Here is a 25,277-nt window from a genome sequence, read left to right as displayed (position 1 = left end):
AGCACGCACCATGCTGCCGATCCGTCGCGATATTCGTTTTGCCTTGCCCGCCGAGCGCATCAAGAACTGGCACGAACAGGGCCCGTTCATCACGCACTTCTTCAACGCCTTGTCACTGCTGTTTCCCCAGGGCGAGCTGTTTTTCATGGACAGCGTGCGCCACTACCGCCAGCGCATTGACGAGCCGCAATTGAAAAAAGAGATTCAGGGTTTCATCGGCCAGGAGGCCATGCACAGCCGCGAACACGTGGCCTACAACGACCTGCTGCAAGCGGCAGGCCTGCCGGCGCACACCCTGGACCGGCGCCTCAAGTTCATCCTCGACCTGCAGAAAAAACACTTGCCGCCGTCGTTCAACCTGGCGGTGACCATCGCCCTTGAGCACTACACAGCGATGCTCGCGGAAATCCTGCTCAGCGACCCGTCGCGCTTCGGCGATTCACTCAAGGGTTACCAGCAGATGTGGTACTGGCATGCCCTCGAAGAAACCGAACACAAAGCCGTGGCCTTCGATGTGTGGAACACGGTGATTGCGCCCGGGCCAAAGCGCTATCTGCTGCGCACCGGCACCATGCTGACCACCACGGTGTTCTTCTGGCTGGTGGTGTTCGACTTTCACGTGCGCCTGCTGATTGCCGACCGCAAATCGGTCGGGTTTCTGAAGGGCTTCTGGCGCATGCTCAAGTTCCTGTATGGCCCCAAAGGCGTGTTCCCGCGCATGCTGCGGCCGTGGCTGCACTACTTCAAACCGGGCTTTCACCCCTGGGACCACGACAACCGCGCACGCCTGGCACGCATCGACGGGTTGGTCGAAGAGATCGAACAAACCCAGCGTGACTACGCGGCGGCCCAGGCCTAGACCTGCGCCGCCGCACGCGCGCGCACGAAACCCTGCAACTGATCGCCGGGCAGTGCCTTGCTGAAATACCAGCCCTGGATAAACAGTTCGGTGCCGGTATTGAGGAACGCCAACTGCTCGGCTGTCTCCACCCCCTCGACCACCACCCCCAGGTTCAGCGCCTCACAGAAACGCAGCATGCCGGTGAGTACCTGGGCGCCCTTGGGGTCGTGCTGGGCCACCACAAAGCTGCGGTCGATCTTGATGAAGTCCACCGGAAACTGGTGCAAATAGCTCAAGGCGGAGAACCCCGTACCAAAGTCGTCGATATACACCTTGGCGCCAATCGCCTGCAGCTTCTGGATGGTCCGGCGCGTGACCTGGATGTCACTGACCAGCGCGTCTTCGGTGATTTCCACCGACACCTGACCATGGGCCTGGGTGAGGATTTCCACCAGGCGATCCCCATAGGCGGCGTCCGTCAGGGTGGCGCTGGAAATATTGATGGTCATCGGCAGGGCGAAGCCGATTTTCTGCCACTTCTGATATTGGCGCACGGCCTGGGACGCTACCCACACATCCACGTCGGGCATCAACCGTGCCTGAGCCAACCATTGCAGGAACTCCCAGGGCGAATGCACCGTGCCCTGGCTGTCACGGGCGCGCATCAAGGCTTCGCAGCCGGTGCACAAGCCCGTGCGCGTGGAGACCTGGGGTTGGAATTCGAGATAGAACTCGTAGTCGCTGATCTGCTGGATGCGGCTCAGTTCCATCGCTTGACGGGCCAGGGTCTTGTGGGACGCCAGCACCGGGTCCATTTCCAGCAGGCGACCTTTCTCTTCGAGACCGCGAAAGGTCATGTCCAGGGACTTGAGGTACACCGTGCCGCCTTCAGTGGATTGGCGGTGAATCGCCCTGACGTAAGGTGCGTAGACCAAGGTGCCCACCCCCAAAAGCGCCACTTGCAACACCACGGCAGCCAGGTCGCCATGGGTACTCAAATACGCGTTGAGCAGCACCGGCGCGGTGAACGGCACACTCGCCACCGCAGGCGATACCCAGCCCAGCTGAACCACCGTCAGCGCCAGCATGGCGTTGATCGCCGGCACCAGCAGAAACGGGATGAATAACCGCGGGTTGAGGATGATCGGCAAGCCAAACAGCAGCACCTCGCTGACGTTGAATAACGATAGCGGCAGACTGGCCATCGCCATCAGTCGCATGGACTGGCTCTTTGAAAACAGCAGGATCGCCAGCAACAGGCACAACGCACCGCCCGAGCCGCCGATAAACGCGAAACACCCGAGCAAGCCACTGTTGAGCAGGTATTTGATCGGCTCACCCGCCGCCAACGAGGCACCATTAAGCACCACGGCCTGGTCCAGCACATCGAACAACGGCTGCATGGCATACACGCCGTGGATGCCGAAAAACCACAGCAGCGAGTTCATCAGGGTCACGAACAAACCACTGCCATAGGGCGCTTGCAGCGCATCGAGTACCTGTGGCCCCTGCAGTTGTGCCACATACGGAATCTGCAGCAGCAACGACAACACCATCACCAGGCACAGCGCGGTGATCGCACCCGGCACCACCATGTTGATGGTGCCTCGCAAGTTGTGCCCCACCAGGTCCTCGTTGACCAGGCGGGTCCAGCGAAAGCGGTGCAACCAGGCAACCGCTGGCACGTTGATCAGCGGCGAGGCAATCGCAATAAACAATACAAAGGTGGCCGAGGCCCGGGGGTATTCACGCAATACAAAGGTGGCGACCACCACATGGGCCAGGCACAGAAAGGCGACCGGTAACTGCGGCAAGCGGTATTGAATCGCGAGCATGTAGCCAATCGAAGCCGCTACCAGCAGCGGAATCACCGAGCTGATCTGGTTGTGCAACCCAGCCAGGAACCCCACCACCTGCGGGTCAAACCCCAGCACCTTGGCGCACTCGGACAGGATCAGAAAACCCGCCGATACCAACAGGCAAGGCAAGATCCACAGCAGCCCTTCACGGATAGCGCGCAGCGACTCCGTGCTGGCCAAGGCCGCCAGGCGCTGAGTCAGGAACAGTTTGAACAGCGTTTTCGCCATGACCCATCCCTCTGCCCATCGCTCTGTGCCTCTTGAGGCATCCCCCCGTAAATCCTGGGTAACGCTACACGTCCTGGCACCGGGAGCGAAAGGCTTTTGCCGCACTGCAGGCATTTTTTCAGTATTCAGTGCTTCTTTTGCTTGCACACGAGGCAGCCGAAGCACTGCCACTCTTTGTATTTCGTGATTCGGGGCTATCCGTGGGCTAGCCTTAATCGGCATCATCCAGCCATTGAATGATGCCCTTCACACAACCTGGAGCATGCCCTTGTCCCAACCCGGCGATAATCACCAACTGGCCCTCGACAGATTCTTGATAGAGCACCCAGACGTTGCCAACGAACTGGATTCACTGAACCCCTTGGCCGCCCAGGCCAAAGGCGAAACCCTGGCGCAGTACCGTGCCGAACGCTTGCATGAAGCCTTTGAAGCTGAAGCCGAGAGCCAGGGGTTGTTCGCTTGGGAACTGACCCTCAAGCTCACCGCAGAATCGCCGCACGCCTTCGAATCCCAGCGCCTTGAAGTGCACAAGGAAGTCGCCCAGATGGCCGGTTTGAGTTGGGCCGAGTACTGCCAATTGCATGACCTGCCCGCTACCTGAACCAGCGTCGCCCCGACCCCGCCATGGCCTCCCCCAGTTCCGCCACACTGAGGGTTCGCCGCTCGGGGTCCAGGGCCAACGCCGAACGCAACGCGGTCCAACAATGCCTGGGTAATTGCCAGGGCCTCGGCAGTCGCTCGGTCGGGCGGCGCCCACCCAGACGTTTGCCATGGGCCAGCTCGAACAGTACACAGGCGACGCCATACAGGTCGGCGCTGGCCGTCAAGGCATTGCCGGCCAGCAACTCCGGGGCGGCGTAGGCCGGGGTACAGGCGTTGATGCGCTCGCGGCTCAAGCACGGCAACCCCGCCTCAATCTGAGCCTGGCAATGGCCGAGGCCAAAGTCGAACAAGCGCACGCCTTGTTCGCCCATCATGATATTCACCGGTTTCACATCGCCATGGAGCACACCTTGTCGATGTACATAGGCCAGCGCCTCAAGCAATTGCACCGCGATCGGTTGCAAGGCTTGCCAGGGCAGGCCGCTTGAGCATTCCTTCAGCAGTTGCTCAAGGGTGATCCCGTGCATCAACTCCATAGTAAAAAACGCCGTGTGATTGTGGGTGTCGACGTCAAACGACAACACCCGTACGACATGGGGGTGCAGCAACCTGCGCGTCAGGGCAAACTCACTGTAGAGCAACGCAGATGCATCAGGCGCCTGGGAAAGGTGCTCGCCCAACACCTTGAGCGCCAACGTTGAATCCGGCTCGCCAAACTGTTCATGCAACAGATCGCGCGCACGGTACACCACCCCCATTCCGCCGGAACCCAATAAGCGTTCCAGACGATAACGCCCCGCCAGCAGCTCCGGCCGTTTCATGAGCGTACCACCACGGCAGTCAGGTCATCGCGACAGGTCCCGCGAGAAGCGGCTGAGAACAACTGGTCCACCACCTGCTGCGGCGTGCCTTGCCCTAACGCGCTGCCGAGTTCGGCATGGCTCAGGCCCTCGTAAATCCCATCGCTGCATAACAGAAACACATCACCCGGTCGGGCGCTGAGCTCCAACACTTCCAGATTAAGCAGGTGCCGCGCACCGACAGCGCGGGTCAACGCCCTGGCACCGGGATAGGCCTGGGCCTGCTCTAAGCTCAAGTGTTGCTCATCCATTAACTGCCGAAGCCGTGAGTGGTCCCGCGACAGCTGATACAGGCGCTTTCCCCGCCACAGGTAACAGCGACTGTCCCCCGCCCAAAGGCACGCAGCACGGTGGTCATCCAGCAGCAAGACAATCACCGTACTGCCAATGGTTTCATGCGCGCCTTGGGCGCCCAGGCGCCGGCTGAGTTGCTGCAAACACTGGCGAACGGCGTCGATCCGCTGATCAAAACTGTCCTGGCCCGGCAGTGCAGCAAGGCACTCGACCACCGACCGGCTGGCGACATGCCCGGCCCGATGGCCGCCCATTCCATCCGCCACAGCCCAACAACCGGTTTGCGGGCTCTCAAGGAACGCATCCTCATTGCGCAGCCGTCCCTGACCTTGTTCGCTGCGTGCAGCACTGCGCCAGGCACGTTTGAGCAGGCTCATAACTGCTCCGGCAAGCGGAAAGTGCGCCACGTGTCCATTTGGAACGGGCTGGGCGTACGCTGGCTGACCAACAGGTAGTTGGCACGCAAGCCGGCAAGGTCGGCCTTGAGTATCTGCGTGTCACGCCCGTGAGCAGGTTCGCGTTGCATCAAATCGAAGAAGCGAAACAACGACCAGGCTCCGCTGTTTTTCTCGATACCCAGCGGTTGCTCGGCCCCCCGTTCTAGAACCAGGCTGCTTCGGCCATTTTCAGCCTCGATCGGCCAAATAAACGCCAAGGGCACGATGGGACCATGACGGTACTCCAGTTGCTGGTCACCGATACGCAGGATCGAGCGACTGACCGCCTGGTCCAGGCTATAGGACGCCAGAGTGAAACGAACCGACCACTCTCCCAGATCCTCGCTGAAGAAGCTGCGGCGCACAGTGTGTGCCTTGCTCAATTGATCCAACAACGAGCGAGACATCGGCAGGCTGCGGCCTTCCAGCCTACGTAAGTGGTAACGGCTAGAGTCGGCAGTGACAAATGGCTTCAAGTAAGTGTCGTGGAACCGCGCCAGAACACCCCGGGGTTTGAAAAAATCCTGAAAATCACTCAATGCCACGTCGCTGGCCGCATGGGCGTTGAAGGGGTAGCGCTGCCGAATCGCCTTGGCATACAGGCCATACACCTCTCCCTGATAACGCTGGTTCACATGCACATAGGCGTCATCAAGCAAATGGCGCCAGTTGTCGTCGGCAAGACCTTCGAACCACCCCTTGAGTGGCACCGGCAAGCGCGCCGCAACATTGCGCACCTGGCTCAACGCATCCGGCTGCCCCTCCATGCGACGCTTGGCTAGTTGGAACGCGGCTTGCTCGGGTGCCCCCTCGCGGTCCAGGGCTGTCAGCTGCAAATGCAGTGCGTCGAGCTGGCGCAGCGCCTGGGTCAATTCGTTGCCGGGGCTCTGTTGCTCGTCGAGCAGTTGATGCAAAGGTTCGAATCGACGCTGTACGGCACGCCGCGCAGTGTCATCGCCCCCCTTCGCGAACAACTGGCTGACCCGTGCATTGCTTTTCGCCGACTGTATGACGGCGCCGAGGTCACCACTCGCCTCCTGGGCAAAAGCCTCCAACCGATCGTTGCCAGGCAGCAAGCGCGTATTTTCACGAATCTGCTGCAGTATCAGCAGCAACGGGGACTGCGCCGAGGTCAAGTTCGACAACTGCTCGCTGCCCTGCTTGAGATCATCGGTGCTGCGCAGCCGGATACGGCCCAGCGCACTGGCCCAGGCGTCGGCGTACTCGTTGAAATAGCGCTGTTCCAACTCCATCATTAAACGACGCAAGTCCATTGCACTGAGGTCGGTGGCCTCCCCCAACACCCAATTGTCCTGGGCAATGGCATTGACCAGCCGCGGTCCTTGTTTGTCGAAATACTGCAGGTACCGTTTGCCATAGAACCCCGGAATGGGCGGTTCGAGCGCCGCAAACACGGTGCCGTCCGTGAGGCGGTACGGTTCCAGATCGCGTGCCTGCTCGCGCAGGACACGATAGACCACACCTGCCAGTGACTCGCCGCGAAGGGCCTGTCGCGCACGGGCGACCAGATCTTCGTCCAGCGGTGCCACAAAGGGTTGCGCGAGCAAATGCCCGAGGTGTTCATTCAAGCGCCCCTGTACCGCCGTTTCACCGGCATAGCGCAAAGACCACTGGTTGGCGACACGCTGCGCAAGCCACTCCGTGTCACGGCGCGCAGGCAGGCTCAGCATCAGGTACGCACGCAAGTTGTCCAGCAACTGTTCACGCTCGCCCAGGCTCGCACGCACCTGCTCCTCAAGAAGGCTGGTCACTTGCGACAACAGAGGCTGCAGCAACACCGCTTCATAGGCCTTGACCAGCGGCTCGCGCACGACCTCGCCTTGATACAAGCCGGCCCGTTCTATCAGCCGTGCGTCTGCTGCTAGAGGGAAAACCCGCGTTGATGCCAGGCGATTGTCCAGCAAGGGGAGCAGCGCAAGCGTTTCATCCGAACCGGGTGCTGCCGAGACGGGCTCTGCCAGCAAGGTCAACTGTGCAAGTCGTTGATGATTGACTGAATAGCTCTGCCCCCAAAGTCCTGCGGCGATACCCACCACCAGGGCAACCGCCAACGCCAACATGCCCTGGCGCCTTTGCTGACGGCGACGTTCGGGAGCCTGCAGCCCCGCGAGATCCGCTTCGGCAAAAATCACACGGCTGAAGAGCCCACGCACAAAGTAGCTGCGGCGCTCAGCGGTGCTCGTTACGTAGAAGCCGCGCAAGCCGTTGATGCGCTGAAAACGATGAGCGCAGAACGCCAGTTCGATGAATTGGCACAAACGTTCACCGATTTGCGCCACCTGCTGTGGAAAATCGACCATCCGCGCACGTCGCTCCACGCTGCGCTCCTGGTGCAAACGCGTGACCAGTTCGCTGCTCAGGCGCCGCAGCAGTGCCTCGAATGCCTGACGGACCTTGGCGGCGTCGGCGCTGGCTTTGTCGAGCGAGATCGGCTCCCCCCAAACACAGTCCCCCCCCTCGCCCAAGGGCGTATCAAAGAATTCGGAGAACCCCGGCAGGTGGTCAGCGTGGGTCAGCACCAGATAGATCGGCATATCCACCTGCAAGGCCTGCTGGATTTCCTGCAGCCGGGAATGGACCTGCCGGGCATGCAGGTTCAGGTCATGTTCGTTGCTGCCCAGCAGTGTTTCAATCGACAAGGTCACGATCACACCATTGAGCGGCCGTGTCCGGCGCCGAACCTTGCACAGGCCCAGCAGTGTCTCCCAACCCGCAGCATCGACCGCGCTGTCCGGTTGGTCGAGGTAACGCCCTGCCGTCTCGACCAGCACGCCCTGCTCAGCGAAATACCAGTCACAGTAGGCCGTCCCCTGCTTGCGCGTGCCCTCGGCCTGATCGAGTAGCCGTTGCACCCCGCTGGCCGCCAGCACGCTGGACTTGCCACTGCCCTGCTGGCCGATCAGCAGGTACCAAGGCAAGTCGTTACGCCAGCGTATGCTGCGCCCCGCATAATGCCCGGTCGTTTTCAGGGTATGCAGCGCGTCCTTGAAACGCCCGCGCATGTGCCTGCGCTCGTTGTCGATAAGCCCCTGATGCTGACTGCGCGCCAGGTGTTCGGGTTTGCCAAGCCGTACGGTGTGACGTGCACTGACGATGACCATCGTCAAACCCCACAGCAGAAACAACACGCTGATGGTCAAGAGTCGTGCCGTCGGGCTTTCCCAGAACCTGTGGTCATCCACCGCCAGCAATGGCCCGAAGAACCAGACCACACAGGCCAGCGACAGCACCAGTAACAGGCTCCATACCCAAATTTTGCGCAGCACGGTGCCCGCGCTCTTGAAGAATGCGTTCATTGAATGCTCCCTGCGTTACATAGTCGCCCGAGTCAAAACCGGCGCTGAAGATTGATAGCGTTGCAGCACATCGGCCCGCTGTTGTCCCAGTACCCAGGTGAGTACCGAATACAGTGCCAACACCATGAACACACCCAACACGGCGAACCCGGTGGCCGAGACGAGAGGCCATCGCCTGCGCCGCGCCTTCCCCGCCGAAGGCGGTAACCTCAGAAGAGGCGGGTCACCGCGCACGTGCTTGATCTGGCGATACAAGGCATCTCGCACGGCCTCAAGCTGCTCTGTGCCTCGGGTCATCACTCTGTATTTGCCCTCGAACCCGAGCGCCAGGCACAGGTACATGAGCTCCAACATGGCGAGATGCTTGACCGGATCGCGTGAAAGGCGATCCAGAACCTGGAAAAACTTTTCGCCACCAAAGGTCTCGTTGTGAAACCGACTCAGCAAACTGACCTTCGACCAATCGCTGTGATTGCCCCAGGTCGTGGTGACCACGGCTTCATCCAGGACGCTGCATAACACATAGCGTGCGTACTTCACCTGGCTGCTCTCCACGCCTTCATGAGCGGCGCGCGTTTCAAAACGGGCGATGCAGGCACCCAGGCGATCATTGAGGGGCTGCGTATTTTCACGGCCGATACCGAGCTTGAGCTGAACCACTTCCGACAGAACTTCCCAGCTGGCAGATACCAGCGTGCTGGGCCCCACGTTGAAAGGGTGTGCGTCATGCAATGCCGCGGCATAGATCATCCGGTCTTCCAACTGCTCGAACCGGGGCGTCGAAACGAAGTCCGTCAGGGGGCCCTGTGCCGGGCCATGCCCTTCCCGGTCCAGCAGTACGGTTTTCTCGTCCTGCGGGTATTCACTGTCCTTGTTCATCGTAATCAGTTCCTGATGGCCCAGAAGTTGAGCTCCAACTCGGAAAATTCGCCGCTCACATGGAAGGCAAAGCCGCCCGACTGCTCCAACTGCGAGACATCCGTTGCAGTGAGTTCGAGCATGAAATAGGTCTTGCCTGCGTGAAACGGAATCTGCCGTGGCGCAACGGGCAGTGGCCTGACCTTGATGCCCGTCAATTGCAGGTTGACCAACTCACGTATGCGCTCCACGGGACCAATCTTCAGATGGGCCGGCAATCGATACCGAAGCCCGTCCCCATCGCACTGGGCCTCTGCAGCCAAGATGAACGTTGCCGTACCCAACAGCTTGATATCACTGATCGGGCATACCATTACCCCGTATTGGCGTCTCTGCAGGATCAGCTCGATAGCGTGCTGTTCCAGCACAACCGACAGTGCGGCCCGCATCCCGCCCATCAGCGCGCGAAAACTCGCGCCTTGGTCATCGTGCTGGTAGTACATGTCCAAAGGTGCACGTTTGTTTTCACCCGCATAGGTGGACAACTCACCCAGGATCGACAGCAGGTAACGGTAAAGCAGTTCCGGGCGCACTTGCGCCTGGGCAAGGAAGTGGCGCAATACGGGCTCTGTGCGGTTGATCAGCTGCAACATCAGGAAATCACCCACCTGCGTGCTGGCTGCGACGCCGCTGCCACAGATCCGCTCGGCAATCGCATCACCTCGGCTGGCCAGCAGGCTGATCACTTCCTTGAGGCAGGACAACACATACTGCGAACCCTGGAGGTAGAGGAACGTCGGGGAAAAATCGGCATCCAGGTTGACACTGCCACCTGTGCTGGAATCCAACACCTGGGCAATCTTGAGTTTCACGAAGGTGTGATCGCTGTGCTGCTCACCAAGCAACAGGCGCAGGTCCGGGTGCGCGCAATCTATCCGGCAGCGCGAATCGGGGCCGTCATTTGAATCACTGACCTCTGTTTCGCAGGCGATGTAACGAGCGACCACATCGGACTGATTCCGTGTACGGGTCTCAACCCTGTTGCCGGTTGCCAGCGTCAAGGCCAGATAAATGCTCTGGCTTGCGCAGTTGGCTGGAATGTCCAGTACCAACGGTTCCATCGTCGTACCCAGCTCAAACAGGCTGCCGTCCGGCAACACTCCGCTGGCCTGATGGACCACCACCTTGCCCAGATTGAGGTACTGCAGGTCGATACCCAGGGTCAGAAAGCCCCAGGCATCGCTATCGAGCAAGCGTGTGCGGTTGAGTTGCTGGTCGTAGTAACGATCGTTGTGTTGCAGGTGCTGGGGCCGCAACAGCATGCCCTCGCGCCAGATAACTTTATGAGCCTGCATGTTAATTCTCCCCCTGGCCAATGTTCGGGCTCACGGCGCGTATCCCTGCCTGGTCGAGCAGCAAGTGGCTATGAGTGTGTTGCCGTTGGGCCAAGGGCACCACAAACCGCCATTGCACATGAGGCAGGTCACGATAAGCCGCCAACACCCCGATGTAGCGGCTCTGCGGCTCGACGCTGAGTTTTAATACCTGGTGTTCCCCTGGGCGCAATTCCAGCTCCTCGCTGCTCACCCAATCCTTGGGCAGCGCCTTTTCCCCACGCCCGTAAAGGCCGAAAAAATCCGCATGCTCGAACGCCACCGGATGGGTCAGCTCAAGCAGTTGCACCACCACTGGGGAGGGACGCCCGTGAAGATCCGGGTTGACCTGCTCACTGGCAGTCAGTGTCAGGTCCAGTTTGGTCACCGTCGAAAAGGGCGAAAGGCTGCTGCACCCCACCATCAGGCCCAGCACGGCCGGTATAGAAACAACCGCGACTCGCTTCGTGAACGTCATCCTGAATGTCCCGCGTACAGAGTGGAGACCAGGCGTACCTGATCGTCGTAGGCCCTGGCGAAGTCCGCTTGCAACTGGCGCTCGCCAGAGCCGTCTTCTTCGATCCGTTGCTGGTAGTGGCGTCGATAGGCACGCCAATACGCCCCATCCACAGCAAACCTGGGCGGCTTGCCCTCACGCTCGAAACACAGCTGCAGGTGCCCCGGCGAGAATGCCGCCAGTGCGTTACGCATCGCGGTTCGGCAGGCCACCAGTACGGCGACCTGATGCACCTGGATATCCCGGCATACCTGAGCAATGGCCAATTCGGCGGACAACTGGCCCAACTCTCCGGTGCCCAGCAATGCGCGGAGCGCGTCATGGGCCCCCATGCTGTCTCTCAGCGGGTTCTGGCTTTTGACCCAGCGACCGGCCTGCCCCAGGTTGAATTCGCTTTTCAACTCTTCGTGAGTGCGCAGGCTTTGCTGCAACCCGTCCACAGACTGCCTCAGCAGGTTCGCTGCCTTGATCGCCAGCGCTTCGCGGGCTGGTGCATCAAGCGTATCCAGGCTCACCCCCAGCGCCTCGGCGAATTGCGTCCAGAACGCCTGATCCTGATTTATGGATGCGTTAGCTGTGCAAAGCTCCAATGGAGGCGCTTCTGCACGGGGCGCAGCCCGGGTAGGCACAACCAGGTGATCTCGCTCCACGGCGTTATGTCCCGTCCACGGCACATGGGCTTCGACAGCCTCGTTCATCCCATTCAGTTCCTCCGACATTGCGTCGTGCAGCGGTGCGAGTACCAAACGATCGACTGAATTCAAGTAGGCATCGTCAGGGATGATCCCTGCGAAAGCGGAGGATGCCTTGCTATGAGGTGCAGCCTTCGCGACCAGCCGGGCACGTATCGACAGCGCGCCCAGCTGGAACACTTCGCCCTCCCCGATCAGATGGGCCTGGCCCTTGGGCAGTGGTGTGTCGTTGCCTGTCGAACGGATTCCATTGCTACTGATATCGGTCAGGAAATACTGCCCGTCACGGTAGCTGACCAAGCCATGATGGCTGGACAGCAAGCGACTGGCGTCCGGGATAACCCAGTCGCAAGTAGCCCCGCGCCCGATCACACCACCCGTGCTGTCAAACACCTTGCGTTCGGGCGTCTGGCCGGCATCGGCAACGCACAGTTCAAAGACGAGTTGCATGGCAGGTCTCCCCTCTCATTGGCCGCGACGCGTCGCATGGGGGTCACCCAAAGGACGATAGTCGGCATCATCAAACACGTAATTGGCGTTACAGCCGCTCAGCAAGCACAGTGCAAGCATCAAGGCCTGCCATGGACGATCAGGCATCGGGTCTCTTCCAGAAAGGTAAGTCGGCAACGTGCAGTGAACGTAGGGGGTTCATTCAGCATTCCCCCGTGCGTCGCCGAAAGGGATGTTCAGGCGTGCAAGGCGATAGAGCAGCGTACGTCGGGCAACACCAAGCTCGCGTGCGGTGCGCGTGCGATTGCCACGGTTCTTGTGCAGGCAATCAATCAGGAATACCCGCTCGACCCGTTCCAGGCGTTGGCGCAACGTTGACTCAACCGCTGCAATAGCAGGTGCGGGCGACAGCGAGAGATGCTCCGGCAGGATCACTCCGTCATCGCACAGCAACACCGCACGCTCCACCAGGCATTTGAGCTCGCGCACATTGCCGGGGAACCCATGGCTGGAGAGTTGATCAAGCGCCGCGCTGGACCAGCTCACGGGGGGCTTTTCCAGGGAGGAGCAGGCCTGCTCAGCGAAGTGGCGCGCCAGCAGGAGGACATCCCCGTCCCTGTCGCGCAATGCCGGTAGCTCGATGGGAAATTGCGCGAGGCGATAATAGAGGTCCTCACGAAAACTGCCCTCGGCCACCATCGCTGCGAGGTCACGGTGGGTGGCTGCGATGATGCGCACGTCAACCTTGTGGGCGGTGCTGGCACCCAGCGGGCGAATTTCGCCCTCCTGCAAAACTCTCAGCAACTTGGCCTGAAGGGAGAGCGGCATATCGCCAATCTCATCCAGCAGTAGCGTGCCCCCGTGGGCGGCATCAAACAGGCCTGCATAGTTACGCTCGGCGCCGGTAAACGCGCCTTTGCGATAACCGAAAAGCTCACTCTCGAGCAAACCTTCGGGAAACGCCGCGCAGTTCTGCACCACAAACGGTTGAGCCCCACGCGGGCCGGCACGGTGGATGGCGCGTGCCACGACCTCCTTGCCGGTGCCCGTTTCACCGCGCAACAACACGGTATAAGGCGTCAGTAATACCTTGCCCATCAATCGACAGGTTTCGTCCATCGCCGTGCTGTTGCCGATCAAGCCATAAGCCCCCCTGAGGGACGTGTCGCGTTTGTGCACCATTGCGGCTTGCCCTGGCCGAGCAATACGCGAGCCCCATTGGTTGAGAACGAAACTGCCCAGTTGCCCCAGCGACGCTGCGAAGCCTTGCAACGGCATCGCGCGTTGGCTTGCGTACAGCAACACACCACAGATCGCCTTATTCCGATTGAACAGTGGCAGGCAGGCCAGTGAGCGCCACGGTGTGCTCGCGGCCGGCAGAAAACCGCTGTCATAGACACTGCCGCACAGCTCATCAAGGTTCAGGGCACAACGCTGATTCACCACGTAGTGCAGGAGTTGCTCATTCTGAAAATCCTCACCCGCCTGCGTGGGCGATGAGCCAGGGATATGCTGGGCGATCAGCCCGAGCCGCCCCGTCGTTTCATCTCGTTCATAGAGCTGGCAGAGTTCGCAATCGCTTAGCTGTGCGACGGCGGCCACACACAGTTCGAGCAACGACGACGCATCCTCGTCAGCCCCCAAACGGGTATACCAACCCAACAAACGCTCGGCATACACCAGCGGCTGAGGTAGCTGATCCAACAGATTGTTCGTCATTGGCTGAACTCGCAGACTGGCTGGCCGGCGTCGTTCAGCGTTGCGTGAACCCGTGAGAAGGGTTCGCCAACCGCCATTGCGTCGAGCAGCCTGTCGACCACCTGAGGCAGCAGGTTCAGCTCGATCCATTGGTCAATATGCCTGGCGCCACTGTCGCTGTGCAGGCAACGATCGGTCATGTGCGCGACCAACTCGCAGGTGAAGCTCAGTGTCAGCCTGCGTTGCTGCAAGCGGTGCCCAAGCCGTTCCAGCTTGAGTCGCACCACGTCCTCCAGCCTTTCACTGGCAAGGGGGTAATAGGGTACAACCCGCATCCGAGCGAGCAACGCTGGCTTGAAGTGAGCACGCAGCACAGGATGAATGGCGTCTTGAAGAACCTGCGGATCAGGGCGCTGGCCATTCGCGCAGAGTGCGGTGATGGCGTCACTCCCCAGGTTGGACGTCATCAGGATCAGTGTATTGCGAAAATCGATTTCCCGGCCTTCGCCATCGTTGGCCAAGCCTCTGTCAAAGACCTGGTAAAACAGGTTGAGCACTTCCGGGTCGGCCTTCTCCACTTCGTCCAGCAAGAGCACCGAGTAAGGCCGTCGGCGCACAGCTTCCGTCAGTACCCCGCCCTCACCAAAACCGACATAACCCGCCGGGGCGCCGATCAACCGGGACAGGGAGTGCTTCTCCTGGTATTCCGACATGTTCAACGTGGTCACAAACCGCTCACCGCCATACAGCAGGTCCGCCAGTGCCAGGGCTGTTTCGGTCTTGCCCACACCACTAGGGCCCACCAGCAAAAACACCCCCACAGGCGCACCCGGTGCGTTGAGCCCCGCAGCAACGGCACGCAAGTTTCGATCAAGCGCGATCACTGCCTGCTCTTGCCCGAGGATGCGTTTGCGCAGCGCATCGGCGAAACCGAGAATCCGTTCACTGCTGTCAAACGCCAGCTGCTCGATCGGAATACCGGTCCAGGCGCTAATAACCTGTGCCACCAGTCGAGGGCATACCTCGTGGCTGACCAACCGTGGTTCATTGCAAGCAGGCACTTGCCGGGCGCCCTCGACACACTCGCCCTCAAGACGCTGTCGGCGTTCGGAAATGGCCTGCTCTGCCAGATTCTTTTGTTCGACCCAACAACCTTCCAGTCGCTGGCACTCAAGTTCCAAGGCGTTCAGTCGCACGTTCAAGGCTTGCAACGCCGGCTCGTCAATGGCCAGGCCCGCGTCAAGATCCCGCGAGAGCGCAACGCGCTGACGCATGCCTTCCGCCAGCTCGGATCGCAGACGTTGCAACGCCTCGGGGGCCGCTGCCAGGCTGACACGCACCCGGGCACACGCGGTGTCCAGCACATCGACGGCTTTGTCCGGCAACTGCCGCCCAGCGAGGTAGCGAGCACTCAGCTGCGCCGCCGCCACGACCGCGTCATCACGCACATACACCCCATGGCTGGCCTCATAAACCGGAACCAGCCCACGCAAGATCGACACAGCGGCTTCCACACTCGGCTCCCCCACCACCACCGGTTGGAAACGCCGCGCCAGCGCCGGGTCTTTTTCTATGTACTTCTTGTACTCTGACCAAGTGGTCGCCGCGATGGTGCGCAGTTGCCCGCGGGCCAGCGCCGGCTTGAGCAGGTTGGCCGCATCGCTCCCCCCCACTTGGGCCCCTGCCCCCACCAGGGTATGTGCCTCATCGATAAACAGGATCACGGGTTGAGCGCTGGCACTCACCTCGTCGAGCACGCCTTTGAGTCGACGTTCGAACTCGCCCCTGATGCTGGCACCGGCCTGCAGCAGGCCCATGTCCAGCGTCAGGATGCGCACATCCTTGAGCGGCTCGGGGACTTGTGAGGCAACCACTTGCAGGGCCAGGCCTTCGACAACGGCCGTCTTGCCAACCCCGGCCTCACCTACGAGGATCGGGTTGTTCTTGCGACGACGCACGAGGATGTCGATCAACTGGCGGATTTCACTGTCCCGGCACAGCACAGGGTCAATGCGCCCTTCGCGGGCCTGGCGTGTGAGGTCATGGGTAAAGCGTTCCAGCAACGACGCCTCGGAGCGTCGAGGAATACGTTGTGCTGCCTGGCTTTGCACAAACTCGCGCACACGGTGAGCATCCAGTCGACTCAAAATCTGTTGATACCCACTGCCCGCATGCTGCAGCGGGTGATGCAGGAGAGCCAGTATCAGTGCCGCGTGATCCACCTCGACCTGCCCCAGTTCAAGGTGCGCGACCATCAACGCTTGCTGCAACCAATGGACGAGCGCCTGGGCGAACACGGGGTTGTGCGCCGCGCTGTGCTCTGCCTTGAGTTGCAACGTTGCCTGCAGCGTGCCGACTTCGATATCCGCATCCTTCAGCGCCTTTGCCAACAAACCGTCGGGATATTCCAGCAGCGTCATCAATACATCTTCTACCAATACTTCTTTGCCGCCCCGCGCCACGCAGCGCTCGGCAGCACGTTCAAGGTCGCGGCGAGTGTCGGTGGTCAGCGTTTGGATCAATTGCTGTAGATCTACATTCATCATAATCATCAGTCCCTAATGAGAGTTGCTGCCAAGCGTGAGCACGCCATCAGCGCGTTCATGTCCCAGCCAACTGGTCCAGCCCAGGCCACAGACATTGCGTTCACCGATGTGCAGTGGCTTTGCTTCCCCTGCTGCCAATTCCAGGCGCAGGTCATATTCCAGGGGGGCTCGAACGCTGAGGCGAACCAGTGCGCACAGCGGCTGATAACTGCTGCCCGTCGTCAAGAAGTCATGAAAACGCTGCCAGGACAGCGCCTGCAGATGCACCCTGAACTTGCCGCTGCGATCGATGACTCGATGCCCCAGTACGAGGTCCTCCCCCAGCCTGCTGTTGTCTGCACCCAGCCGATTACGTTGCTGATGGGTGATGACCACCGAGCGCTCTACCCATTGCTCGATAAACACAAGGCGGTACTTGAAGTAGTACCGAAGCACGGTCTCGACCAGTGAGGCTGAATGCGCCCGCAAACTCAGCAGCCCCAGATAAGGCAGCAGCCGAGTGCAATCCAGCCGCGCGGCTTCGCGAACCTGCCGCCCTCCCAGACCGACAAGTGAAAACATCTGCTCGGAAAAGGCATCGCTGGCCCCGGCGCGAAAGCACATGTGATAGCGGTACTTGCGCCAGATCAGCAACATCAACCGCTGCAGGCGATGGTGAAAAACATCCAGGAAGTCCCGGGCAGTGTTTCCTCCTACATGTTCAGTTGCAGCCTGCTCGGCATAAAACGCCGGTAATGGCGAACCGGCGCCGTGCAAGCCGAGTACATTGAGGCGAAGGCGCGCTCGCAATTGACCGCGCTCTACAAAAAACTCCGCTCGGTCGATGTCATGCCCCGGAAACCCAAAACCCGGGTTCGCCTGAAACTCAACAAGGTCATACAGTGCGTCGTCATCCAGCTGCGGATGAGCATGGCGCAGGTGCTCAATCACCTGCAGAACTGCTTGAAATAGCGAGTGCTCACGGATGACGCGGGATAACTCGTTTAAAGCAGGGGCTGCTGGCCCTTCCGGGGTGGCCATAGGTACACGTCTCCTTGTGTGCTGATGACCCGCATTTCGTGGTACGAATTCAGGCTAGAATAGAGGGCAAAAAACTCATTGAGCGCAGAGGCGAATACAAACAGATCGCCTTGACCAGTGAAGCCCTGGGGGTCAATGCTCAAGTCGATCCGCAAACCACGCACTGGCAACCCGCGGTACAACCGGTCGACCGTTTCATGACGAATGGATCGCAACGCCCCCAGCCTTCGTTGGCTGATGACCTGCGCTTGTCTGTCGTGGTATCGGGGTATGTCGTAGTTTTCCAGGGTGACTTTCAAGGCACTGATATCGGTCAACGACAGGTAGTTGAGCGACAGGTTGCTAATCAGTTTCCAGAGAAAGTCCTGGTCCAGAGGGGGGCTGAAACTGGGTGTTGGCACACAGATATTGCGAAACGACAGAAACTCCGGCGTCTCTTCGCACGGCTGGTTGATATCCCCTACCTGCAATTGCCGCGGCAGATTGTTGTTCGTGCACGTCAATTCAACCGAAAGCGTCTCCTGGTCCTGGGCCAGTCCAGCGCCGAAACTCAGCCAGGTGTCCAACCCGCCGTGCTGTACCGATGAGCGTTGACGAATGCTGTAGCTGGGCGCTTTTGAGTTGGCACCGCCATCCCCGTCATGTTCAAAGGTTTCAAACGGGACGTAGGTCCGATGACCCAGCCCGCCAGGGCACCAGCCGGTGACGCTGTCGATGGAAAATACCGCCGCATTGCCCCTTTCGAACTCTGCCGGCACCAGCAGGTATTCGTCCCTTTTGCCGTCCAGCCGAATCGGCACCGCATCATGTTTGAACAGGTTGACGATGGGTGTGCAATACAGCTTCACGTTGTCCAGGTTCGGGGGGGATGGCTCATGCTCCCGCGTGCGGAGTTCGAAACGCAGCTCCATGTGGCGCGCTTGTTTGAGCACAGTGCTGGGCAGTGTCTGCAATACATCAAGCCCACACACATCGACAAACAGGTACTTCTCCGGAAACGCAAAGTACTCCTGCAAATGGCGATACCCTTTGAAGGTATTCATCGGGTACGGAATCAACGCTTGATCGTCATCAAACCCTGCCGGCTGAACCTGGCTAGCGCCCAGCCGCAACGATGGCAACTGCCCGTCAGGCCCGTTAACCGGGCGTCCTTCCTGATCGAAAAGCAACACCTCGATACCCTCCAGATAGCGCAACAAACTCAGGTATAACCCTTGGCCGACATACCGATCGCCCGCCAGGTGCAAGCGCAACTGGCTGAAGGTCCATTCGCTGAAATTGCCCTCGGCGCTCATTTCCAGGCGCAGGTTCAGCAATGCCCGGCCTTCCATGGCGCGATATTCCAGGTCGCTCAGTTGCAGTGGCAGGACCTGGGTTGCATAGCACGTGCGAAAGCGGCAACGTTCACCATTGATTGCCACGCTTTCCACCGATGTGTCCCGCTCAACAAGCACAGGAGTGCTCGCGTGCTGCAACGGTGCAAACTGCAGGATGCTGAAAGACGGTAATGGCCGCATGTAGTTGGGCCACAACAGATGCATCATCGAGTGGGTCAACTCGGGAAGCTCGTCGGCAAGCTTCTGCCGCAAGCGCCCGGTCAGGAACGCAAAGCCTTCCAGCAGCCGCTCGACATCGGGGTCTTGGCCCGCCTCGGCGAGAAACGGCGCCAAGGCGGGATTGCGCTCCGAAAAACGCCGCCCGAGCTGCCGTAAGGCGCTCAGCTCACTTTGGTAAAAACGATTAAAGGACATCAGGCAATACCTCGACCTGTCCTGCACCCATCAAGCGCGCACTGAATGCAACCGGCTGCATGACACCCGCAACAAGCAACGCGGCATCAATACAAAATGCCAGGGACAAAGGATCACTTTCACCGGGCAATCCCCTGACACGCACATTCACCAGGCGCGGTTCATACGCCTGGATAAATCGCTCGATCGACAGGCGCGACTGGGTCAACGATTCATGCAGGCTCAAGCGCATGTCGTTGAGGTCGGGCAGCCCATAATCGGGCAACGTAAGAACGCTGCCCGCGCGGGTACTGAGCATCTTCCCCAAATGGGCGGCAACAGACGCCGCGCTGCTGGTCCGACTTGACGTTTGCCCTTCAAGCCGCTCGAAGAGGCTGCGATGCTCGGACAGTCCCTGACCCCTGCTCATTCTTTGTCGAGCTTGCCGACCAGGGACAGCGTGAAGTCAGCCCCCATGTACTTGAAGTGCGGGCGCACACTGAGGTTGACGCGGTACCAACCCGGCTCGCCCTCGACATCACTCACGACAATCCGCGCAGCCCTCAACGGGCGTCGCCCACGAACTTCGGCGCTGGGGTTCTCTTGATCCGCAACGTATTGACGGATCCACTTGTTGAGTTCCAGCTCCAGGTCGGTGCGCTCTTTCCATGAACCTAGCTGCTCGCGCTGCAAGACCTTTAGGTAATGCGCCAGGCGATTAACCACCATCATGTAGGGCAACTGCGTGCCCAGGCGGTAGTTCAGCTCAGCCGCCTTGCCCTCGGCACTGATGCCGAAATTCTTCGGTTTCTGTACGGAACTGGCAGAAAAAAAGGCGGCGTTGTCACTGCCCTTGCGCATGGTCAGGGCGATAAACCCCTCTTGAGCCAGCTCATATTCTCGGCGATCAGAGACCAGCACTTCCGTCGGTATCTTGGTTTCGATTTCACCCATGCTATGGAAGTGATGCAGCGGCAGGTCCTCCACCGTTCCACCGCTTTGCGGGCCGATGATATTTGGACACCAGCGGAATTTGGCGAAGCTGTCAGTGAGTCGGGTGGCAAACGCGTAGGCAGTATTTCCCCACAGGTAATGTTCGTGGCTGTTGACCACGTTTTCCTGATAGGTGAAGGTCTTGACCGGACACTCCAGCGGATCGTAAGGCGTCCTCAGCAAGAACCGGGGCACAGTCAGCCCTATGTAGCGGGAATCCTCGCTTTGGCGAAAACTTTGCCATTTGGCAAATTGCGGGCCTTCGAAGTGATCCTTGAGATCCTTCAGATCAGGCAGTCCGTTGAAGCTTTCCAAGCCGAAGAAGCCAGGCCCGGCCGAAGCGATGAAAGGCGCGTGAGCCATACAGGCAACACTGGCGGCGTACTGCATCAGCTTCACATCCGGCGCACTCGGCGAGAGGAAGTAGTTAGAAATAATGGCTCCGACGGGCTGGCCACCAAACTGACCGTATTCTGCGCTGTAGATATGTTTGTAGAGCCCGGATTGACTGACTTCTGGCGAGTCTTCGAAGTCGTCAAGAAGGTCTTGGCGCGAGACATTCAGGAGCTCGATCTTGATGTTTTCACGAAAGTCGGTGCGGTCGACCAGCAATTGCAGCCCCCGCCATGATGCTTCGAGGGCCTGGAAATCTGGGTGGTGAAGAATTTCATCCATTTGCAGGCTGAGCTTGGTGTCGATCTCGGCGATCATGCGGTCAACCAGGCGCTTCTTGACCGGTTCGTCCTTGTTCTGTGGCTTGACCAACTCCTCGATAAAGGCCGAGATACCTCGTTTGGCGATGCTATACGCCTCGTCGTCGGCACTCAGCAGGGTCTGGGCGATGATGTTATCGAGAATGCTGTGCTCGCCTGCGGTTTGAGTCGGTAATGGGGCTTGCTGGGTAGTCATGGCATCAGTGTCCTTTTACTGAAAATGTCAGGCGGTGGGGTTGTTCAAGCCCAGTTCTGCCAGTACCCGGGCGCGGGATTCGTCATTGGCCAGCGCCTGCTCAATGGCTCTACGGAAACTCGGTGTATTACCCAGGGGCCCTTTCAACGCCATCAACGCATCGCGTAGCGCCATCAGCTTTTGCAATTCGGGGATCTGCTCCACCAGGCTTGCGGGGTTGAAGTCCTTCATGGAATTGATCCGCACCTGAATGGCCAGCTCCTCAACCTCAGCCGACTCCTGGAGCCGATTGGGTACGCTCAGGGTCAGTGCCAACGCCTGCTTGGCCAGTACGTCGTCGAGGGTGTTCTTGTCGATGCCGATGGGCTTGCGGTCTTCGAGCTTGCGCAGGTCCTCACGCTGGGTGAAGTCACCCAGCACCAACAGTTTCAGTGGCAGTTCGACTTCTTCCTGCGCACCTCCCACTGCGGGTTTGAAAGTAATATTGATACGTTCCTTGGGTGCTACCGAACCTTCTTTGGCCACGGTCGTTCTCCTTTTTCGAGTGAGTCGAAAACCTATTCAAGTACCGCTTCGAGATCGAAGCGGCATAGTTTTCGATGAGTGTCTTCCTTGCGTTCACGCACAGCGTGGCTTTGTGGCAACTGTTCACAACAGCGATACAAGAGTTGCGCCACCTGGAGGGCCAGTTCGGGCTCCCAGCGGTCTATACCCGCTTGCTGCAATTCATCATCCAGCTGTTCCAGCTGGACCTTCGCCAGCTCCTGTTTGCCGGCCAACACACACAGGCGTGCCATGGCCAGCCGCCAATGAAATCGCGCACGCTCGCTACGAGCTGCATGCAAGCCTTGCTTGAGTTCACTCACGGCGACTTTAAGCCCGTCCTTGCGTAGCCTGGGCATGACTGCCTGCAGGGCCGACTCCCAGGGTTCGGCCCTCGCTTCAACCTGCACGCCCGGAAGCTCGGGAGCTTGAAGATGTCGATTGACCTGGAGCGAGATCCAGTCGCGAGTGGCGGCATCCGCAAACGGCGTGCCGTCGTGAAACCGAAACTCAGGCAGGGTTGGCAACCGCTGCAGCAACAAGGCGAAGCTGACCTCCAGTTCGGTCATCGCCAGATCGGCGTGCAAGGCTTGCAGGCACTCCCAGGCGATTCGCACGCCATCGAACCAGAACATGGACCCGGCCAGGCTCGTCTCCAGTTCAATCAACAGATCCGCGTAATGCCCTTGGACAAAGCGCTCCTGGTAATGCGTAAGCTTGTCGGGTGCCGGACCTCGGAGCGCGGTAATCCGCTCGCTGTCAGCGTCCGGGCAACGCGTAAGCGCCAGCCAGACCAATGTTCGATTGAGGCGCTGTGCACGCAGGTCACCCGCATTTTGACGCTGCCACCACGCGCTCAGCGGCCGCGCCTGCTCCTGCAATGCGCGCAGCCATTTGTGAGCATCTTTTTCGTTATCTATCACAGGTTCGATACTGAACGGCTGAGTCACAGCCTGCTTGGCCGGGGCAACAGGAACGGTCGACGGGGTGTCGCCCTGCCGCTCTGCATGCTCCAGTTTCTGCGCCAACTGTCGGCGCATGGGCAGCAATGATGGGGCTTCATCCCCCAACTGCCGGGTCCAGAGATCATCAAGGCACGCGAGATGCTCCAACACGCTTTGAAACAGCGGTTGCTGATCCTGAAGTGGCAGGCTTTGCGCAAACAATGGTTCCAGGCGCAATACCAACCAGCCGAGAACAGCGCCGCGGGTACGCGGCTTTTTCGGAAAAACCTGCGCCCAGTGATGCTCGCAGAGGTAGCGCATCAACCCCAGACCAGCCAGCAGGCCTGGAAAGGATTCACGCTGGTGCAATGCCCATGTCAGCCACGCCGCTACCCGAAGGTCTTTGGAGTGCTGACGCAACAGGCACTCGCAGACTTCCAGCACCTTGATCCAATCGGGCAGAGAGGCACCATGAATCGACTGGGTTTTATCCAACTCGAATTCCAGCACTTCGTATTCAGTTGAAAAACGCATATCACTGCCCACAAAACTTATTTGCGAGCACGGAAGACGTGCGAGCTCAACATAATAATCACAAAGCTTACTTGAATAGACCATTTAAGATCACACATAACCATTCGAGGCAGTCAAGGCCAACTAACCGCACCCATAGTGCAAATCAGCTCACCCTCTAAACCTCGCAAACCCATAACGAAGTTCGCAAACTTTAGCCACGCACTCGGCATTCATCAAGCGACGGAAGCGCACTTAAGTAATTTCCTACAAATCAACAAAATCAAGGCATGCGCAGCATTTTGCGCACCTTAAAAATCAAAACACACTTTATTCACCGACACACACTCAACACCAGGCCAAATAGACTACCGAGCAACTAAATGCACACTCATGCGCAAATAAAAACCTCTAAAACCCCAAAATCAACATAACACCCATACAAATAAAAAACATTTTAACGCCACACCCCTTATTTTATTGACCAACACACTTTCAGGCACGCTTCTTGTTATAGCCAACTACCCGACCGGCACAATCGTCGTTCGGGACTACCTCATCAATCAGGCAAGGAAACCACTCATGCCAACACCCGCGTACCTTTCAATCACCGGTGTAAAACAGGGTTTGATTACGGCAGGCACATTCACCCAGGACTCGGTAGGCAATATTTACCAGGAGGGTCATGAGGACCAGATCCTGGTCCAGGCGTATTCCCACCAGGTGATCATCCCCCGCGACCCGCAATCGGGACAGCCAACCGGTCAGCGGGTCCACAAGCCGCTGATGATCAGTAAGGTGTTTGATAAATCATCGCCACTGCTGTTCAGCGCGCTGACCAGTGGCGAAGAGGTCAAATGCCGACTGGAGTGGCTGCGCACTTCATCGGCGGGTACCCAGGAGCACTACTTCACGATCGAGCTGGAAGGCGCGACCATCGTGGATATCCAGTCTCGCATGCCCAACTGCCAGGACCCGGAGAACGCTCATTTCACCCATCTGGAGGATGTGTATTTCACCTACCGCAAGATCGTGTGGACCCACGAAGTCTCCGGTACTTCCGGCTCGGACGATTGGCGTAACCCTGTAGCCGGCTAAGCTGCAACAACGCAGGGACGGCGCCACGGACGGCACCGTTCCTGCCTATCGGCTACACCATTGCCAGTGGGTGTTTGCGCTTGGGCGCACCAAACACGCGATCAATGGCGTCGAGATCGTGTTCATCAAGCACTAACTTGGCGGCAGCTGCGTTAAGCCGCACATGCTCTGGGGTTACGGCCTTGGGGATGGCGATCACCCCGTCCTGACGCAATACCCAGGCCAGGGAAACCTGGGCGGGTGTCACTTCATGGCGACGGGCAATTTGCTTGAGTGTTGGACTGGACAGTAACTCACCGCCTTGGGCAATCGGGCAGTACGCCATCAATGGCAAGTGATGTTGTTGCCACCAAGGCAGCAAGTCATATTCGATCCCGCGCTCTTCGATGTTGTAGAGCACCTGGTTGGTCGCGCAGGCTGGGGAGGCGAGTTCCTGCAGGTCGGCCACATCAAAATTGGAAACACCCCAGCGGCCAATCTTGCCGGCCTCACGCAAGCGCTCGAACGCGTCGACCGTTTCTTCCAGCGGGTATTGACCCCGCCAATGCAACAGATAGAGATCAATATAATCGGTGCCCAAACGATGGAGACTCGCCTCGCAGGCACGGGGCACGCCCTTGTGGCTGGCATTGTGCGGGTAGATTTTACTGACCAGGAACACCTGGTCGCGGCGACCGCGAATGGCTTCACCGACCACCGTTTCAGCACCGCCTTCACCATACATTTCAGCGGTATCAATCAGGGTCATGCCCTCGTCGATGCCCAGTTGCAACGCAGCGACTTCAGCACGCTGCTGGCTGGGGTTTTCGCCCATGCGCCAGGTGCCCTGGCCGATGACAGGGACGGGCGAGCCCGCCAGATCAATGGTTCGCATGACAACCTCCTGATGCGTTCGCGGATTAACACTGTGGCATTGGCCGGACAAAAGGGTTCAATCGCAGTATGGTTGCCCCC

General features: G+C 59.3%; 21 protein-coding genes. 3 read left to right on the top strand and 18 right to left on the bottom strand.

Annotated features, from left to right (window positions below; all coding sequences use genetic code 11):
- The first annotated feature begins 10 nt into the window (after positions 1-10).
- Positions 11-859, top strand: coding sequence for a metal-dependent hydrolase (locus tag HX792_RS09160; protein ID WP_176995764.1), 849 nt, complete (start codon positions 11-13; stop codon positions 857-859).
- Here HX792_RS09160 and HX792_RS09155 read toward each other — a convergent pair.
- On the bottom strand, positions 856-2,928 hold the full coding sequence (locus tag HX792_RS09155) for a PTS sugar transporter subunit IIC/EAL domain-containing protein (RefSeq protein WP_176995763.1): 2,073 nt from the start codon (positions 2,926-2,928) through the stop codon (positions 856-858). The two genes, HX792_RS09160 and HX792_RS09155, sit on opposite strands and share 4 nt — an antisense overlap.
- A gap of 268 nt (positions 2,929-3,196) precedes the next feature.
- Here HX792_RS09155 and HX792_RS09150 point away from each other — a divergent pair, with 268 nt between their 5' ends.
- Entirely contained in the window at positions 3,197-3,529 is a 333-nt protein-coding gene (locus HX792_RS09150; RefSeq protein ID WP_176995762.1) for a DUF6388 family protein, read from the top strand.
- Here the strand turns inward: HX792_RS09150 and HX792_RS09145 are convergent.
- Genes HX792_RS09145 through tssA form a run of 16 tightly spaced genes read right to left on the bottom strand, consistent with a single transcriptional unit; the run spans position 3,522 to position 23,330 of the window.
- On the bottom strand, positions 3,522-4,352 hold the full coding sequence (locus tag HX792_RS09145) for a serine/threonine-protein kinase (RefSeq protein ID WP_176995761.1): 831 nt from the start codon (positions 4,350-4,352) through the stop codon (positions 3,522-3,524). The two genes, HX792_RS09150 and HX792_RS09145, sit on opposite strands and share 8 nt — an antisense overlap.
- Positions 4,349-5,062, bottom strand: a complete 714-nt coding sequence (locus HX792_RS09140) for a PP2C family serine/threonine-protein phosphatase (protein ID WP_176995760.1) — start codon at positions 5,060-5,062, stop codon at positions 4,349-4,351. Before HX792_RS09140 ends, HX792_RS09145 begins: the two co-directional genes overlap by 4 nt.
- Positions 5,059-8,439: a type VI secretion system membrane subunit TssM gene (tssM, locus tag HX792_RS09135; RefSeq protein WP_176995759.1), complete on the bottom strand. Its 3,381-nt coding sequence runs from the start codon at positions 8,437-8,439 to the stop codon at positions 5,059-5,061. Before tssM ends, HX792_RS09140 begins: the two co-directional genes overlap by 4 nt.
- Positions 8,440-8,454: 15 nt before the next feature.
- Positions 8,455-9,318 carry a type IVB secretion system protein IcmH/DotU gene (gene icmH / locus HX792_RS09130; RefSeq protein WP_176995758.1) on the bottom strand — a complete coding sequence of 288 codons (864 nt, stop codon included), beginning with the start codon at positions 9,316-9,318 and terminating at the stop codon, positions 8,455-8,457.
- 5 nt (positions 9,319-9,323) lie between these two features.
- Complete coding sequence (gene tssK / locus HX792_RS09125) at positions 9,324-10,652, bottom strand: type VI secretion system baseplate subunit TssK (protein WP_176995757.1); 1,329 nt, start codon at positions 10,650-10,652, stop codon at positions 9,324-9,326.
- 1 nt (position 10,653) lies between these two features.
- Positions 10,654-11,148, bottom strand: a complete 495-nt coding sequence (gene tssJ / locus HX792_RS09120) for a type VI secretion system lipoprotein TssJ (RefSeq protein WP_176995756.1) — start codon at positions 11,146-11,148, stop codon at positions 10,654-10,656.
- Positions 11,145-12,329, bottom strand: coding sequence for a type VI secretion system-associated FHA domain protein TagH (tagH, locus tag HX792_RS09115; RefSeq protein WP_176995755.1), 1,185 nt, complete (start codon positions 12,327-12,329; stop codon positions 11,145-11,147). The genes tssJ and tagH overlap by 4 nt, the downstream gene beginning before the upstream one ends.
- Positions 12,330-12,344: 15 nt before the next feature.
- On the bottom strand, positions 12,345-12,476 hold the full coding sequence (locus HX792_RS09110) for a type VI secretion protein (protein WP_176995754.1): 132 nt from the start codon (positions 12,474-12,476) through the stop codon (positions 12,345-12,347).
- Positions 12,477-12,527: 51 nt separating this feature from the next.
- Complete coding sequence (locus tag HX792_RS09105) at positions 12,528-14,048, bottom strand: sigma-54-dependent Fis family transcriptional regulator (RefSeq protein ID WP_176995753.1); 1,521 nt, start codon at positions 14,046-14,048, stop codon at positions 12,528-12,530.
- The gene (gene tssH / locus HX792_RS09100) at positions 14,045-16,573 is read right to left on the bottom strand and encodes a type VI secretion system ATPase TssH (protein ID WP_176995752.1); all 2,529 of its coding nucleotides are present in this window, start codon (positions 16,571-16,573) and stop codon (positions 14,045-14,047) included. Before tssH ends, HX792_RS09105 begins: the two co-directional genes overlap by 4 nt.
- Before the next feature lie 12 nt (positions 16,574-16,585).
- Positions 16,586-17,593, bottom strand: coding sequence for a type VI secretion system baseplate subunit TssG (tssG, locus tag HX792_RS09095; protein WP_176995751.1), 1,008 nt, complete (start codon positions 17,591-17,593; stop codon positions 16,586-16,588).
- Positions 17,557-19,344 (bottom strand): type VI secretion system baseplate subunit TssF, encoded by a 1,788-nt coding sequence (gene tssF, locus HX792_RS09090; protein ID WP_176995750.1) that lies wholly within the window; start codon positions 19,342-19,344, stop codon positions 17,557-17,559. Before tssF ends, tssG begins: the two co-directional genes overlap by 37 nt.
- Positions 19,334-19,753: a type VI secretion system baseplate subunit TssE gene (tssE, locus tag HX792_RS09085; RefSeq protein ID WP_371319337.1), complete on the bottom strand. Its 420-nt coding sequence runs from the start codon at positions 19,751-19,753 to the stop codon at positions 19,334-19,336. The genes tssF and tssE overlap by 11 nt, the downstream gene beginning before the upstream one ends.
- Positions 19,750-21,225 (bottom strand): type VI secretion system contractile sheath large subunit, encoded by a 1,476-nt coding sequence (gene tssC, locus HX792_RS09080; RefSeq protein ID WP_176995749.1) that lies wholly within the window; start codon positions 21,223-21,225, stop codon positions 19,750-19,752. Before tssC ends, tssE begins: the two co-directional genes overlap by 4 nt.
- 27 nt (positions 21,226-21,252) lie before the next feature.
- Positions 21,253-21,750 (bottom strand): type VI secretion system contractile sheath small subunit, encoded by a 498-nt coding sequence (tssB, locus tag HX792_RS09075; protein WP_176995748.1) that lies wholly within the window; start codon positions 21,748-21,750, stop codon positions 21,253-21,255.
- 32 nt (positions 21,751-21,782) lie between these two features.
- Positions 21,783-23,330, bottom strand: a complete 1,548-nt coding sequence (tssA, locus tag HX792_RS09070; RefSeq protein WP_176995747.1) for a type VI secretion system protein TssA — start codon at positions 23,328-23,330, stop codon at positions 21,783-21,785.
- A gap of 477 nt (positions 23,331-23,807) precedes the next feature.
- On the opposite strand from tssA, the gene HX792_RS09065 reads away from it, so the two are divergent.
- Positions 23,808-24,323, top strand: a complete 516-nt coding sequence (locus tag HX792_RS09065) for an Hcp family type VI secretion system effector (protein WP_176995746.1) — start codon at positions 23,808-23,810, stop codon at positions 24,321-24,323.
- A 52-nt stretch (positions 24,324-24,375) separates the two neighbouring features.
- Here the strand turns inward: HX792_RS09065 and HX792_RS09060 are convergent, their stop codons facing one another.
- The gene (locus HX792_RS09060) at positions 24,376-25,197 is read right to left on the bottom strand and encodes an aldo/keto reductase (protein WP_176995745.1); all 822 of its coding nucleotides are present in this window, start codon (positions 25,195-25,197) and stop codon (positions 24,376-24,378) included.
- Positions 25,198-25,277: the final 80 nt, after the last annotated feature.

It is taken from the genome of Pseudomonas sp. B6002 (assembly GCF_013385985.1).
Classification (GTDB): domain Bacteria; phylum Pseudomonadota; class Gammaproteobacteria; order Pseudomonadales; family Pseudomonadaceae; genus Aquipseudomonas.
This window is presented reverse-complemented; position numbering and strand designations above follow the sequence as displayed.